Here is a 14,358-nt window from a genome sequence, read left to right as displayed (position 1 = left end):
AATGAGTTAAGCTTATTCATGGAGGATGTTTATTTATGAAATGTTTTGACTGTGCAGTAATAGGAGCAGGTCCAGCAGGGCTTAATGCAGGTTTAGTTTTAGGGAGAGCTCGTAAACAAATAGCGTTATTTGATAATAAAACGAATAGGAATCGTGTAACGCAAAAGTCTCATGGATTTATTACACGTGACGGGATTAAACCAGAAGAGTTTAAGGAATTAGGGTTAAATGATTTGAAGAAGTATCCATCGATTCATTATTATGAAAAAACAGTTTTAACGATAACGAAGCAATCGACTGGTTTATTTGAGATTATGACATTAGATCATAAAAAATATTTGGCGGAAAGAGTTTTATTAGCAACAGGTATACAGGAAGAATTTCCATCCATCCCTAAAGTACGGGAATTTTATGGAAAAAGTTTATTTAGTTGTCCGTATTGTGATGGATGGGAATTAAAAGACCAACCTCTTATTATTATTTCTGAAAACGAAGATTATACGTTGCATATGACAAAATTAGTTTATAACTGGTCTACGGATTTAGTAATTGCAACAAATGGTAATGAGTTAAGTACGCCTTTCATGGATGAACTGTGTAATAAAAATATAAGAGTTATTACAGAGCCTATTCGTTCAATACAAGGTGAAGAGGGTTATTTAAAGCGAGTAGAGTTTCATTCAGGTTGGCACATTGAAAGAGCCGGTGGATTTATAGTACCTACTTTTTTTAGGCCAAATCAATTTTTAGAACAACTTGGTTGTGAACTGCAAAGTAATGAAACTTTTGTAATAGATGATTTTGGTCGTACTTCAGAAAAAAATATTTACGTAGCAGGAGAAACAACGACTCAAGGTCCATCGTCGTTAATTATTGCTGCATCACAGGGAAATAAAGCGGCGATTGCTATTAATAGTGATATTACAGATGAGCGGTTCTAACTAGCATTTAGAAGGAGGAGAAGAAGATGAATAACATGTGGGATGATCGATTTAAATCGGATGAATATTATTATGGGGAAGAACCTAATACGTTTATTCAAGAACAAGCATTTCGTTTAGCAAATTATACTAAAGTAATAGCTTTCGCAGAGGGAGAAGGTAGAAATGCTGTTTTTCTAGCAAGAAAAGGCCATGAAGTGACTGCTATTGACTACTCTGAGAGTGGATTAGAAAAAACAAAAAAATTAGCCGAGAAGTATGACGTAAACGTGCATACAAAAAAGGTAGATTTATTAACTGATGGTTTGCCAGATAATGAATTTGATGCGGCAATTATGGTATTTGGACATTTTCATACTGACAATCAAAAAATGGTATTGAATAAAATGATTTATATGATTAGGCCTGGTGGATTAATAATGTTTGAAGTTTATTCGAAAAAACAATTAAATTATGGTACTGGTGGGCCGAAAGATATTGATATGCTGTATGAGCCAATTGATATTCTTACTTGGTGTGAAGGGCATGAGGTTATTCATTTCTTTAATGGAGAACAAGAGCGAGTTGAAGGGAAAGGACATACTGGTTTAGCTCATGTTATTCAAGTTGTTATTAGAAAATCAATATAAATGTTATTGGATGTTGAATACTTGAATGTAAAAAGACCAGTCATTTAAGACTGGTCTTTTTATTTAGATACTAGATTATCAAGCTTCCAATATGTATTTGTTAATGGAGCAACTTTACTATCAATATACAAATACATGTTATTTAAGTCTTTAGGAGAAGTTTTCATTTCAAATACAACGTCAGTAGTTAAAGAGAATTCGTGTGGAACATTTTTATAGTGCTCGTCACCTATCGGATGAGCTTCACCTTCATATTTCTGACCAGTTTTTTCATTTTGTATGAAATATTTTATTTCCGAAAGATCAATAGTTTGTCCATCGTCTCGAACATTATTAATCATAACACGAGTTGTTAGGCGCCACTCTTTGTTTATTTTTTCAAATTTTGCATTTTCAACTGTTGCTCTATAGTATCCGTTTTTAAATATTTCCCCATAATGCATTGCATTCTTTTCGAGAGCGCTCTTTTCTTGTTTTGGTGTAGCACTGCTATTACATCCTGCCATGATTCCTGTAAATATTAATGCTGTACAAGTTACCTTAATTAAAGATTTCATAGTAATTCCTTTCTGTATTGAAAAGTGAAACATAGGAATAATTTTACATCAGTAGGAAAATAAATGGAAGTTTTTTTGTGGAATATGCAAATATGCATGTATTTGGTATTAAAATTAATGAAATAGAAAGAGAGAAAAAACCCGCATAAAGCTGGGGAAATAAGAATTGAAAATATTGTAAAACGGAAGAAACGTGCATATAATTAACATGAAGTTTAAATTTCAGAATCTTCAATAATGGTGGTGGTAACATGTTTACTGAAGAGCGTCGAGAGAACATTTTAGAATTGCTTAAGAAAGATGGAAGAGTAGTCGCAAAGGATCTTGCTGAAATATTTGATATGTCTATTGATTCTATAAGGAGAGATCTATCTATTATGGAGAAGGAGGGGGTATTAAAAAGAACGCACGGAGGTGCAATTGAACTTGCAAGAGTGAGGAACTTAGCCGTAGAGCCATCTAAACGTTATAGTAATGGCTCTATATATGAGGACGCAATCGCTAAAGTTGCTGCATCTTATATACAAGAAGGAGATTCTGTTTTTATTGGTGGGGCTTCAATTCATTGTGCCATGTTAAAATTTTTACCCGAAACATCATTCACAGTTATTACGAATTCTATAGAGATAGCTAGTTCGTTACGAGAATATAAGAACATAGAAGTGTATTTAATTGGTGGTAAGGTAAAACCTTCAGGAAATATTACTGATACACTTGCCTCTGAATTGATTAATAGTTTTACTATTGATCTTTATTTTTCTACAGGTGGTGGAGTTTCATTACATGGTATAAGTACTGCAACACCGGAAGTTGCTCATTTTGGAAAAACAGTAAGCAAAATCGCTCGAAGAAATATTTGTTTAGCTCCTCATAATAAACTCGGAATAGACTGCTTTATAAAAGGAGAGTCACTTAAAGAAATTGACCTTATAATAACAGATGAAGAGGCTAGTAAAGAAACTATTCAAGAATTTGAGAAACAAGGTAAACAAATTGTAATAGCGCCAATAGACTGCATGTAAAAGGAGTTTGAAATGATTATAAAAGGACAAGAGTTTCATATAAATGGATTAACTTATACAGTTCGTTCTGCAGCTGAGACAGATGCAGAGCAGCTATCGAAAATAAGAGTACAAATCGATGGAGAAACTGAAAATATGGATAGAGAAGAAGGTGAGGGATTTATAGATACGAAAGGTTTCCAGGAAATAATAAAAATGGATAGTGAAAAAACGAGAAATCTCTTTTTAGTTGTGGAAGTTCATAACCGTATCGTTGGATTTTCGAGATGTGAAGGATCGGACTTAAAGAGATTGTCTCATAAAGTAGAGTTTGGCATTTGTATTTTAAAAGAGTTTTGGGGATATAGAATGGGTAAGAGCCTATTACAACAATCTATTAATTGGGCTGATGCAAATGAAGTGAAAAAGATAGCGTTACAAGTGTTAGAAATAAATGCAAAAGCAATTCAGCTTTATAAAAGATTAGGCTTCGAAGTAGAAGGCATTCTGAAAAATGATAAGAGGCTGTCGGACGGTAATTATTACAATACGTTTGTAATGGGTAGGGTGAATAGTACTTTTCATAAAAGAGGTGAAGAAGTATGTTTTACAGAAGGAAGTACTATGTAGTAAAAAATGAATTCATAAAAATATTTAATGATCATTTCAATGATACTAATTTACCTAATCAATTAAAATATGGTTCGCGTTTAATAGGAAGCTGGATGAAAGATAATAATGATGGTACGACTGATGTATTTGCAATATGGGAATATGATAGTTATGAAGATTATGAAGAAATTGAAACTAAAGTTAGAAGTGATAAGATGCATGTTAGAAGAATACATGATTGGTATGAAAAGCATGGCGGGAAAGAATATGTTTTACGAGAGTACATAGTAGAGATGAAAAATGAAGAGTTACTATGTACTGTAAAATGATAGGGAGTGAAGCCTAATGGAGATTAAAACGAAATTATATATTAGTCTAGCATCCACTATTTTATTCGCAATAGCGATGATAATTTTCTTTATAAATAACAATCCGCAAAAGTGGTTTTGGTTATGTATTTTCTTTGGATCTATTATACAAAATATAGTGCTACTAAAAAAGAATAAAAAAGTGCATTGAAATATTCGAATTTTAAACATACCCGTATCTTTTTCTAATTATGTTGAAAACACTATTTCTCCTGTTCGATTGAGTCTTCACATCATGGGTAACTTCAATTGCCCATGCGATTGAACGTGAATTAGCATTCAAATACATCAAAATAAACTATATTTAATTCACCGCTTTTTAGATGAAATTGCTAGTGATGAAGAAGTTGTTATTTGTAATCAATTTTCAAAATATAAATGGACGGAAAATATGCGAAACGTAAATATCATTTTATTACAGACAATGATGGGAAATCAAAATAAATTGAGTTACAAAACGGAAATGTTTCATTAGCTGCAAAACTATTAGATGTGCCACGCAGTACATTTTATAAACGTATGCAAAAATTTAGGCTATAAAAGTAGATTTTTGTAATCTACTTTTTCTTTATGGGCTCACGTTCTGTCGGAATGTGCGCTTGCCAGGGAAATAATAGAATAATTAGAAAGAAGATTTCCTGAAGGGGGTTAGCATGTGAAGTATATTGAAATTGGAATCGGGAATAGGTGGTTCATTCGAACGGAAACCGAAAATAAAGATGGAACTGAATTCGAGGAACGAGGAATTATTAAACCTATTTATTTTGAGTCTTTATATGTACGGATTTGGTTTCGGAAAACGTGTTTTATTTTTGATACGAAAGAGGGCTTTAAGAAAGTAAGAAAAAGTAGAGCTGAGTATAAGTTTATTGTTGGAATGGTGAGTAGGTTAAAACAATAGAATCACACAGGGGGGTGTTTTTATGATTAGAATTATCACATTCATACTCGCTTTTATTATAATGGGCTATTCTATTTACAGTTGGAATGATGATTCGAAGCAAAGTATGCTCATTTTACAATTACTTTTAGGTTTTATGCTTGCCGGTATGGGGATACAAAACGTTAAGAAGGATGAAAAAGAGAATAAGAATATGGGGCTTTTGCTATTACTTACATCACTTTTTTGTATTATTGTATCGTTAATAAAATATTTTAAATAAACCGTTACTAAGCATATTGAGTAACGGTTTTTTGAGGTTATAATGTGCTATTTATATAACCCCGTCGTATACATTACCGTTAAATTATGTACAATTTCTTCTAATTCTAGTTCTTTATCATTTTGCACGATTGTCCAAAGAAACGTTTCATTCATAGAGAACCAGCCGCATGCGACAATCTCTTTATTTAACTCATTTCGTACTAATTCATTTTCCTGGGAATGAGTAATGTCTTGTATAATCCGTGTTACAAAGCGTTCGCGAATCTCATCCCATTTTTGACGTATTTCTTTTGAGGTTCTTATTGCTTCTTCAACAACTTGTAATATAGCTCTTTCTTCTTGTGCTAACTGTAAAAAAGCGCGCACTTGATTCTGAATCATATCTCGTGCTTCGGCCTTTGTTTGAGGGGAAAAAGAGCGATCAGCAATATCATAAAAGCGATTCATAACATCTTCCATCAAAACGACGAGGAGAGCATCTTTGTTTTTAAAATATACATATGCTGTTCCATAACCAGTTTCTGCATGTTTAATAATTTGCGTGATTGTAGTTTTCTGAAATCCGTTTTTTATAAACATAGTATAACCGGAATGTAATAGTTTCTTTTTTGTTTCTAAGGAGCGGTGTTTTCTTGTTGAAAGAGTAGAATTTTTCAAGGAATCACCTCTTTATACTGAAATATCTGAAAATATAATTGTATTGTAAAAGAAGTTCGTATATAAAGTCAACTGACATAATATCGTTGACGTTATATCAATTTAAGTGATATATTTCAATTAGTTAGAATAAAAAGAAAATTAAAAGAAGGTGACACCATGTATAAAGAACCATTTCAACCAACTTATGAGTATGCGCTTGAATGTGATAAACATGATGAACTGAAAGATTTTCAATCTGAATTTTATAAAAAAGAAGGAACAATATATTTAGATGGTAACTCTTTAGGGTTGCTTTCAAAAAGAGCAGAGAAATCGTTACTTACCTTGCTAGATTCATGGAAAGAGTTTGGGATTGATGGATGGACTGAAGGTGAGCATCCATGGTTTTTCCTTTCGGAGAAATTGGGTGAATTGACAGCACCTCTTATTGGATCTTTACCGGAAGAAACGATTGTAACCGGTTCCACGACTGCGAATATACATCAAGTTATTGCGACGTTTTATGAGCCAAAAGGAATACGAACAAAAATTCTTGCGGATGAATTAACTTTTCCGTCAGATATTTATGCACTTCAGAGTCAAATTCGTTTAAAAGGCTTAGATCCAGATGAACATTTAGTACGAGTGAAAAGCCGAGATGGAAGAACATTTTCTGAAGATGATATTATTCATGCGATGACCGATGATATCGCTTTAATATTATTGCCTTCTGTACTATATAGAAGTGGACAAATTCTTGATATGAAGCGATTAACAGCTGAAGCTCATAAACGTGGTATTCATATCGGTTTTGATTTATGTCATTCAATCGGCTCCATTCCGCATCATTTTAAAGAGTGGGATGTAGATTTCGCTGTATGGTGTAATTATAAATATTTAAATGCAGGTCCTGGTGGTGTTGCAGGCCTTTATGTAAATAATAAACACTTTAATAGACTCCCAGGATTATCTGGTTGGTTTAGTTCTAGAAAAGATAAGCAATTTGATATGGAGCATTCATTAACAGCGGCTGACCATGCTGGAGCTTATCAAATAGGGACACCTCACGTATTAAGTACTGCACCATTAATCGGTTCTCTTGAAATTTTTAAAGAAGCTGGTATTGAAAAGTTACGTGAAAAATCATTACATATTACGAGATATATGCTTGATTTAATTGAACATGAATTAAAAGGCTTTGAATTTACAATTGGAAATCCATTAGAGGATGAAAAACGAGGCGGGCATATTTATTTAGAACATGCCGAGGCGGCACGTATATGTAAAGCGTTAAAAGCAAATGGGGTTATTCCAGACTTTAGAGCTCCAAATGGAGTTAGACTTGCGCCTGTTGCTTTATACAATACGTATGAGGAAGTATGGAATTCTGTACAAATCTTAAAGAACATTATGAAAAATGAAGAATATAAAAACTTTGAAAATAAGCGAGAGGTTGTGGCGTAAGCATGAAAACATCGCAGTGGATTGATATTTCACAACCGCTAAATAATGATATCGCGACATGGCCAGGGGATACACCGTTCTCGTATGAAGTTTCATGGTCAAAAGAAGACAGTGGTTCAGTAAATGTCGGAAAGTTAACGATGAGTATCCATACAGGTACTCATATTGATGCACCTTTTCATTTTGATAATGACGGTAAGAAGGTGTTGGATTTAGATATTCAAGTTTATGTTGGTCCAGCACGGATCATTGACGTTTCTAATCTTGAAAGCATCGGGAAAAAGGAATTAGAAAACTTTCATTTAGAAGGTGTAGAACGATTGTTATTACGTACATCTTCACATGGTAAAGCAAATGAATTCCCAGATGTAATCCCGCATTTACGCGCAGATATTGCAGCCTTTCTTTCTGAAAAGGGAATTCGTTTAATCGGGGTGGACGTACCATCTGTTGATCCTTTAGATGATAAAGAACTAGCAGCGCATCATCAATTATTTAAACATGGAATTCATATTTTAGAAAATGTCGTACTAGATCACGTAGTAGACGGCGATTACGAACTTATTGCATTACCACTTGCATTAACAGATGCGGATGGGAGTCCAGTTCGAGCTGTTATTAGACCAATATAAGTAGAAATGAACACAAAGGGGCGTTTGGCTAATATGAAAGAAAATGAAAAGGTAATTATGGAAAAAGGGATTCATACGGATTTTAAGGAGAATATGACGTACGGAGAGTATTTACAGCTAGATAGCTTATTATCTAGTCAACAAAGATTATCAGATCATCATGATGAAATGTTATTTATCGTCATCCATCAAGCGAGTGAGCTTTGGATGAAACTAATTTTACATGAATTGAATGCAGCGATTGAATCTATTAAACAAGATAAATTACCACCAGCCTTTAAAATGTTAGCACGTGTATCAAAAATTCAGTCGCAAATTATTCAATCTTGGGATATTCTTGCGACATTAACGCCATCAGAATATATTGAGTTCCGCGATTCACTTGGTCAGGCTTCAGGTTTTCAATCGTATCAATATCGAATGATTGAATATGCACTTGGTTATAAAACACCACATGCATTAAAAATTTATGAAAAGGACCCAGAATTACATGCTCGTCTTCATAAAGCACTTCATGCACCAAGTTTGTATGATGTGGCGATACAAGCCCTTGTTAAAGAAGGATTTCCAATTCATAAAGATGTGTTAAATCGTGATGTTACGCAGCCTTACGAAGAGGATGCAACTGTAGAAGCGGCTTGGATAGAAGTATATGCGGACGTGCAGAAATATTGGGATTTATATCAGCTTGCAGAGAAATTAATCGATATTGAAGACTGGCTACAACAATGGCGTTTCCGTCATATGAAAACGGTAGAACGAATTATTGGTCATAAAATGGGAACAGGTGGCTCTTCTGGCGTATCTTATTTAAAGCGAGTGCTTGATCAATGCTTCTTCCCAGAGCTTTGGAACGTTCGAACGAAATTATAAAAATAAACTTGTCAGCTATTAAATGCTGGCAAGTTTATTTTTTTGTTTTAATAACAAATATGATTTAATAGAGAGAACGAGATGAACTACAAATATTACATAACCGTTTAGATGGAGGAAGATTTCTTGAATTTCGAGCAATTACAAAATAAATTTGAAAAGAAAAAGGTTAATACATTTCTTGTTTATCAAAAGGGGGAATTAACGACTGAGTACTATAAAACGATAGACTGTGCAAATGACTTATTTAAAATTAATTCGATTACAAAAAGTATCGTATCTATATTAATTGGTATCGCAATTGATAAAGGATTTATAAATAATATACATACACCAATCACAACATGGATTCCCAATGTACCGGAGAAAAAAAGGGAATTAACACTGTATCATTTATTAACGATGACAACAGGAGAAGATTGGCAAGAATTCGGCAATGGGGTTGTTTTCCCAAATGACTTTGTGGAATCAGACAATTGGGTGCAATACATTTTAGAAAAGCCGTTCATTGAAGAAATGGGTACGAAAATGAATTATAATTCAGGTTCTTCTCACTTACTTAGTTACATCATTCAAGAATCAACTGGAATGTCGACGGAGCAGTTCGCGAAAAAGTATTTATTTGATCCATTAAACATTACGGAATATGAATGGCAACAAGACCCGCAAGGTGTATATGTCGGGGGATTCGGTATGAAAATGAAATCTATAGATTTATTAAAGTTAGGAAAATTATGTTTGCAGAATGGATATTCGAAGGGAAATGAAATTATATCATCGAAATGGTTAGAGCAATCAAGTACAGCTCTATTTGAAACGTATGAACATGTCGGGGCATATGGATATCACTGGTGGGTGTTAAATAACGAAAGATTTCACATACCGTATTGTATGTATTTTGCTATGGGATACGGAGGGCAATACATTATTATCATTCCACAGTTAGAGATCGTAGCAGTAATTAGTAGTCACATGCCTAAACGTGGCCTCGTACCATTAAAGTTATTTATAGAACATATAAAAGAGAATTCCAATCATAAATAAGAAGAGACAGGAGGTGTTTTATGAGAAGTGCAAAAATGATAGCGATATTAAGATTGTTTTTAAGTCTTTTAGCGTTTAGTGCACTTGTTACTCAATTTGTTACAAGAGCACAAGTGAAACCGTTCAATCCAGTTAATTTTTTTAGTTACTTCACAATTGAAAGCAACATTTTAGTGGCGGTAATTCTTCTATTAAGTAGTTTAGGGACAACCCTATTTGGACGTTCGGAGCAGTTTGGAGTTCTTCGAGGTGCAGCTACAGTATACATACTGACTACAGGGCTTATTTATTTTTTGTTATTAAGGGGATTAGAAGAGTCACTTCAAACACCAATACCGTGGGTAAATACTGTGCTTCATTACATCATGCCATTAGCGATGATTTTAGATTGGGTTATAAATCCACCTACGAAGACCATTACATGGAAACAGGCTGCGAGTTGGCTTGTTTTCCCGCTTTTATATGTTGTCTATAGCTTAATACGAGGTCCATTCGTTAATTGGTACCCATATCCGTTTTTAGATCCGAGAATAGGGGGATATGGTAGAGTGTTTTTATATAGTATAGGGATAGCAGTTGTTATTGGAGGTATTTGTGGATTGGTGAAAATGTTAGGGAATCGATCTTTAAGTTTAAAACAATAACTTTCATTATTAAATGTGTATGAATAAACCCCTCTGTTTTAAGTAAAACAGAGGGGTTTATTTGTTCTACCGATTTGTTTTGTGAAAGGACATCTTTAAAAATTTCTCTGTTTTCGTATCGAATTCTACATCAACAAAAACACCATATTCTTTCCCACCTTCACGCAGCCACAGCTTAAATTTTTCAACTGTTATTTGAACAGTTTTTGGTTTTCTACCTATATGAAGGTAATCAATAATCTCTGCTTTCGGATATTGTTCTTTCGTTTTTTCAACGGCCAGTTTACCCCATTTTGCATAGGGTGGCTGTGCGTGAACTATAGATTGACCAGTATATATAGTTGAACATGTTGTTATTAAAAAAATTATAAATGCTGTGCGTGCGAAGAAATGCCTCATAATAAGCTCCTTTTGTCTTTTTTTATATTATTTACATATTTCTTTAAGCATATAAGTTTGGATTTTTTTGTCTTCTTTACATAAAAACGAGGGTTTTACAAAACATAACCATGAAATCATTTCCGTAATTAAGGAGGGAAATACATGCGTCAAAAAGCTGTTTTCAAGATAGCGATTTTGCTTGTATTTGTGGGACTATCTTTGATGGTCAGTAGTATACAAACCAAAAATGTAGAAGCCTTTTCTAATCAAGTGATTCAAAGGGGAGCTTCTGGAGAAGATGTCATTGAACTGCAAACTCGTTTGAAATATAACGGATTTTATACGGGGAAAGTTGATGGTGTTTTCGGATGGGGTACATATTGGGCACTTCGAAACTTTCAGCAAAAATTCGGATTACCAGTTGATGGTTTAGCGGGTGCTAAAACGAAGCAAATGCTTGTAAAGGCAACGAAGTATGATAAGTCGACCGCTAATAAAGATACTACAACTAATAAAGGGAACAGTGGTGGAGGTACACAGGAAAATAAGCCGCCAAAAAGTACAGGGACAAATGTTCCAAACGGTTATTCTCAAAATGACATTCAGTTAATGGCAAACGCTGTATACGGAGAATCCCGTGGTGAGCCGTATTTAGGACAAGTTGCAGTAGCTGCGGTTATTTTAAACCGTGTCACAAGTGCATCATTTCCAAATACTGTTTCAGGAGTAATCTTTGAGCCGAGAGCATTTACAGCAGTAGCAGATGGACAAATATATTTAACGCCAAATGAAAATGCGAAAAAAGCCGTATTAGATGCGATCAATGGATGGGACCCAACTGGGAATGCATTATATTATTTCAACCCAGATACTGCGACAAGTAAATGGATTTGGACTCGTCCACAAATTAAAAAAATTGGTAAGCATATTTTCTGTAAATAGAGCGGAGGTGGAAACATGTTACGAGGTATTATCATCGTATTGTTAACAGTAGGTGTAGTCGGAACAGGGTATTGGGGCTATAAAGAGCATCAAGAGAAAAATGCAGTATTAATTCGAGCGGAAAATAGTTATCAGCGTGCGTTTCATGATTTAGCATATGAAGTTGATTTATTACACGATAAAATTGGAACAACACTGGCGATGAATTCACGTTCCTCATTATCGCCAGCTTTAGTAGATGTATGGCGTTTAACAGCAGAGGCTCGTTCTGATGTAGGACAATTACCTTTAACATTAATGCCATTTAATAAAACGGAAGAGTTCCTTGCGAATATCGGTGATTTTAGTTATCGTGCAGCGGTTCGTGATTTAGAAAAAGATCCGTTAAATGATCAAGAATATAAAACGTTACAAGGTTTATATTCAAATGCAGCAAATATACAAGATGAACTGAGAAAAGTGCAGCATCTTGTATTGAAAAATAATCTTCGCTGGATGGATGTAGAAATGGCTCTTGCGTCAAACCAAGACCCAGCAGATAACACAATTATCGATGGATTAAAGACGGTAGAAAAGAATGTAACCTCATACTCGTCCACAAACTTTGGACCGACTTTTACAAGTGCACAAAAGAATAAAAAAGGCGGATTTGAGGCAAAAGGAAAGGCGATTTCGAAAGAGGAAGCGGAAAAAATCGCGAAATCATTTTTAAACTTAAAAGGGAATGAAAAAGTAGAAGTTGAGAAAAGTGGAAAAGGTGCAAAAGAATCATTCTACAGTGTGAAAATTCAAGATCCAGCAACGAACAATGAGTATTATATGGATATTACTGAAAAAGGCGGATATCCAATTTGGGTAATGAACAACCGAGAAATTAAAGAGCAAAAAATTAGTTTAAATGATGCAGGAAGTAAAGGATTAACATTTTTAAAGGATCACAAGTTTACAAATATGGAGCTGTTTGATAGCTCTCAATATGATAATATCGGTGTGTTTACGTACGTTGCAAGTGAAAATGGAGTGCGTATTTATCCAGAAGCAATCCAAATGAAAATTGCTTTAGATGATGGGTCGATTGTTGGTTTTTCCGCAAAGGAATATTTAGCATCACATCAAAAACGAACGATTCCGAGTGCGAAGCTAACCGCTGCTGAGGCGAGAAAGAAAATTAACCCCGATGTAAAAGTTATGGAAGAACGTAAAGCTGTAGTAGTAAATGACTTGCATAATGAAGTACTTTGTTATGAATATATTGGTACTTTAGGGAAAGATACGTACCAAATTTTTATTAACGCAAATAGCGGTGCAGAAGAAAAAGTGAAGAAGATGCAAGCTGTTGAGAAAATTTATGATTAAACATCAATGATAAAGTGGTGAAAATAATGAAAATCATTATATATATGTTAATGCTTTGTTTCGTTATTACTGGATGTAGCATTGGAAAAAAAGACAATCCTAATGAAAAGCCAGAACAAAAAAATGTCTCGATGAAAAATGTTACGTATACAAATAAATCAAATAAGCCAAATGAAAAAGCAGCTGATCATCTGGCATCTTTAGCTGCAAGTATACCTGGTGTAAACGATGCGACAGCAGTAGTAGTTGGGAAGTATGCTGTTGTAGGTATTGATGTGAAAGCGAAACTTGATCGAACTTGCGTTGAGTCAATTAAGTATTCTGTTGCAGAGAGTTTGAAGAATGACCCAAACGGTGCAAATGCAGTCGTTGTTGCAGATCTCGATACGTATGAACGACTAAAACAAATAGGGAAGCAAATTAAAAAAGGTAAAACTGGTGAAGGTATACTTGATGAATTAGCAGCAATTGTTGGCCGAGTAATGCCGCAAGTTCCAAATGATATGATTGAAAATAGAGAAACGAATCCGATTAAAGATAATGATAAACAATTACCAAAAGATGAAGAACAAGAACTACGAAAAGAACAAGAAGATCAGTCAAATAACCATTTGAAAAAATAGTGAAAACCCCGTACTAAATTGTACGGGGTTTTTCTGTAAGATTAAATATTCAGTTTATTTTCAAGGGAATATATGGTTTAATAATGAGGGGAGGGACAGCCGTTATGATTAAAAAAAGCGCACTCATATTAGGTAGTGTATGCATAGGTTTTAGTATGACAGCGTGTGACCAGAGGAAAGAAGTGAAGAAGAAAACAGCTATGTCTTCTACTATAACGGAAAATAAAAAGCAAGAGACCATTAATATAAATCATTTCTCAAATATTAATGAAGGAATGACTTATTTAGAAGTGAAAGATTTAATCGGTTTTGAAGGGGATTTACTCATAGAAGAAGGGGAAGAACATTCTACACGAATTAAGCAAATTTTTGCTTGGAAAGGAAACGATCCAAAATCATTTGCTAAAATAACATTTTTGGATGGAAAAGTGCATTCTAAAACACAGCAAGGTTTAAGTTAATAACTTGAAGGAATGGGAGAGTTAAG

General features: G+C 34.2%; 21 protein-coding genes. 18 read left to right on the top strand and 3 right to left on the bottom strand.

Annotated elements, in window-relative coordinates:
* Positions 1–35: 35 nt before the first annotated feature.
* Together MKY90_RS13925 and MKY90_RS13920 are read left to right on the top strand one after the other, a co-directional pair.
* Positions 36–941, top strand: coding sequence for an NAD(P)/FAD-dependent oxidoreductase (locus tag MKY90_RS13925; RefSeq protein WP_063219095.1), 906 nt, complete (start codon positions 36–38; stop codon positions 939–941).
* Between the two features lie 26 nt (positions 942–967).
* Positions 968–1,570 (top strand): class I SAM-dependent methyltransferase, encoded by a 603-nt coding sequence (locus MKY90_RS13920; protein ID WP_063219094.1) that lies wholly within the window; start codon positions 968–970, stop codon positions 1,568–1,570.
* A gap of 59 nt (positions 1,571–1,629) precedes the next feature.
* Here the strand turns inward: MKY90_RS13920 and MKY90_RS13915 are convergent, their stop codons facing one another.
* The gene (locus MKY90_RS13915; protein WP_098168311.1) at positions 1,630–2,127 is read right to left on the bottom strand and encodes a hypothetical protein; all 498 of its coding nucleotides are present in this window, start codon (positions 2,125–2,127) and stop codon (positions 1,630–1,632) included.
* A 251-nt stretch (positions 2,128–2,378) separates the two neighbouring features.
* On the opposite strand from MKY90_RS13915, the gene MKY90_RS13910 reads away from it, so the two are divergent.
* The 7 genes from MKY90_RS13910 (at position 2,379) to MKY90_RS13880 (ending at position 5,271) form a co-directional block, all read left to right on the top strand.
* Positions 2,379–3,149 carry a DeoR/GlpR family DNA-binding transcription regulator gene (locus MKY90_RS13910; protein ID WP_098168309.1) on the top strand — a complete coding sequence of 257 codons (771 nt, stop codon included), beginning with the start codon at positions 2,379–2,381 and terminating at the stop codon, positions 3,147–3,149.
* Between the two features lie 12 nt (positions 3,150–3,161).
* Positions 3,162–3,758 carry a GNAT family N-acetyltransferase gene (locus MKY90_RS13905; protein WP_341091614.1) on the top strand — a complete coding sequence of 199 codons (597 nt, stop codon included), beginning with the start codon at positions 3,162–3,164 and terminating at the stop codon, positions 3,756–3,758.
* Positions 3,731–4,069: an NIPSNAP family protein gene (locus MKY90_RS13900; RefSeq protein ID WP_341091612.1), complete on the top strand. Its 339-nt coding sequence runs from the start codon at positions 3,731–3,733 to the stop codon at positions 4,067–4,069. Before MKY90_RS13905 ends, MKY90_RS13900 begins: the two co-directional genes overlap by 28 nt.
* A gap of 16 nt (positions 4,070–4,085) precedes the next feature.
* Positions 4,086–4,259 carry a hypothetical protein gene (locus tag MKY90_RS13895; protein WP_341091611.1) on the top strand — a complete coding sequence of 58 codons (174 nt, stop codon included), beginning with the start codon at positions 4,086–4,088 and terminating at the stop codon, positions 4,257–4,259.
* A gap of 293 nt (positions 4,260–4,552) precedes the next feature.
* On the top strand, positions 4,553–4,648 hold the full coding sequence (locus MKY90_RS30425; protein ID WP_078185647.1) for a helix-turn-helix domain-containing protein: 96 nt from the start codon (positions 4,553–4,555) through the stop codon (positions 4,646–4,648).
* A gap of 115 nt (positions 4,649–4,763) precedes the next feature.
* On the top strand, positions 4,764–5,009 hold the full coding sequence (locus MKY90_RS13885) for a DUF3977 family protein (protein WP_000873838.1): 246 nt from the start codon (positions 4,764–4,766) through the stop codon (positions 5,007–5,009).
* Between the two features lie 22 nt (positions 5,010–5,031).
* Positions 5,032–5,271, top strand: coding sequence for a DUF3953 domain-containing protein (locus MKY90_RS13880; RefSeq protein WP_002085155.1), 240 nt, complete (start codon positions 5,032–5,034; stop codon positions 5,269–5,271).
* A 47-nt stretch (positions 5,272–5,318) separates the two neighbouring features.
* Here MKY90_RS13880 and MKY90_RS13875 read toward each other — a convergent pair whose 3' ends face one another.
* Positions 5,319–5,930, bottom strand: coding sequence for a TetR/AcrR family transcriptional regulator (locus MKY90_RS13875; RefSeq protein ID WP_063219089.1), 612 nt, complete (start codon positions 5,928–5,930; stop codon positions 5,319–5,321).
* 159 nt (positions 5,931–6,089) lie between these two features.
* Here MKY90_RS13875 and kynU point away from each other — a divergent pair, with 159 nt between their 5' ends.
* From kynU to MKY90_RS13850, 5 genes are all read left to right on the top strand, one after another.
* Positions 6,090–7,376: a kynureninase gene (gene kynU / locus MKY90_RS13870; protein ID WP_341091608.1), complete on the top strand. Its 1,287-nt coding sequence runs from the start codon at positions 6,090–6,092 to the stop codon at positions 7,374–7,376.
* 2 nt (positions 7,377–7,378) lie between these two features.
* On the top strand, positions 7,379–8,008 hold the full coding sequence (kynB, locus tag MKY90_RS13865) for an arylformamidase (protein ID WP_002032714.1): 630 nt from the start codon (positions 7,379–7,381) through the stop codon (positions 8,006–8,008).
* Between the two features lie 33 nt (positions 8,009–8,041).
* Positions 8,042–8,881 (top strand): tryptophan 2,3-dioxygenase, encoded by an 840-nt coding sequence (gene kynA / locus MKY90_RS13860; protein ID WP_000661975.1) that lies wholly within the window; start codon positions 8,042–8,044, stop codon positions 8,879–8,881.
* A 126-nt stretch (positions 8,882–9,007) separates the two neighbouring features.
* Positions 9,008–9,925 (top strand): serine hydrolase domain-containing protein, encoded by a 918-nt coding sequence (locus tag MKY90_RS13855; RefSeq protein WP_340851527.1) that lies wholly within the window; start codon positions 9,008–9,010, stop codon positions 9,923–9,925.
* A gap of 20 nt (positions 9,926–9,945) precedes the next feature.
* The gene (locus tag MKY90_RS13850; protein WP_215575840.1) at positions 9,946–10,569 is read left to right on the top strand and encodes a Pr6Pr family membrane protein; all 624 of its coding nucleotides are present in this window, start codon (positions 9,946–9,948) and stop codon (positions 10,567–10,569) included.
* A 66-nt stretch (positions 10,570–10,635) separates the two neighbouring features.
* Here the strand turns inward: MKY90_RS13850 and MKY90_RS13845 are convergent, their stop codons facing one another.
* Positions 10,636–10,968 carry a DUF3889 domain-containing protein gene (locus MKY90_RS13845; RefSeq protein ID WP_215599561.1) on the bottom strand — a complete coding sequence of 111 codons (333 nt, stop codon included), beginning with the start codon at positions 10,966–10,968 and terminating at the stop codon, positions 10,636–10,638.
* A 144-nt stretch (positions 10,969–11,112) separates the two neighbouring features.
* On the opposite strand from MKY90_RS13845, the gene sleB reads away from it, so the two are divergent.
* The 4 genes from sleB to MKY90_RS13825 all read left to right on the top strand — a co-directional run bounded on the left by sleB (position 11,113) and on the right by MKY90_RS13825 (position 14,332).
* A complete protein-coding gene (gene sleB / locus MKY90_RS13840; RefSeq protein WP_113936330.1) occupies positions 11,113–11,892 on the top strand; it encodes a spore cortex-lytic enzyme in 780 nt (259 codons plus the stop codon).
* A 15-nt stretch (positions 11,893–11,907) separates the two neighbouring features.
* On the top strand, positions 11,908–13,248 hold the full coding sequence (gene ypeB / locus MKY90_RS13835) for a germination protein YpeB (protein ID WP_215599563.1): 1,341 nt from the start codon (positions 11,908–11,910) through the stop codon (positions 13,246–13,248).
* Between the two features lie 26 nt (positions 13,249–13,274).
* On the top strand, positions 13,275–13,871 hold the full coding sequence (locus MKY90_RS13830; RefSeq protein ID WP_341091604.1) for a YhcN/YlaJ family sporulation lipoprotein: 597 nt from the start codon (positions 13,275–13,277) through the stop codon (positions 13,869–13,871).
* 104 nt (positions 13,872–13,975) lie between these two features.
* Positions 13,976–14,332 carry a hypothetical protein gene (locus MKY90_RS13825; protein ID WP_215599565.1) on the top strand — a complete coding sequence of 119 codons (357 nt, stop codon included), beginning with the start codon at positions 13,976–13,978 and terminating at the stop codon, positions 14,330–14,332.
* The last annotated feature ends 26 nt before the right edge of the window (positions 14,333–14,358 follow it).

It is taken from the genome of Bacillus sp. FSL P2-0099 (assembly GCF_038007445.1).
Taxonomy (GTDB): Bacteria; Bacillota; Bacilli; order Bacillales; family Bacillaceae_G; genus Bacillus_A; species Bacillus_A mycoides.
The sequence above is the reverse complement of the archived record's forward strand: the minus strand, read 5'-3'. Positions and strand labels throughout refer to the sequence as shown.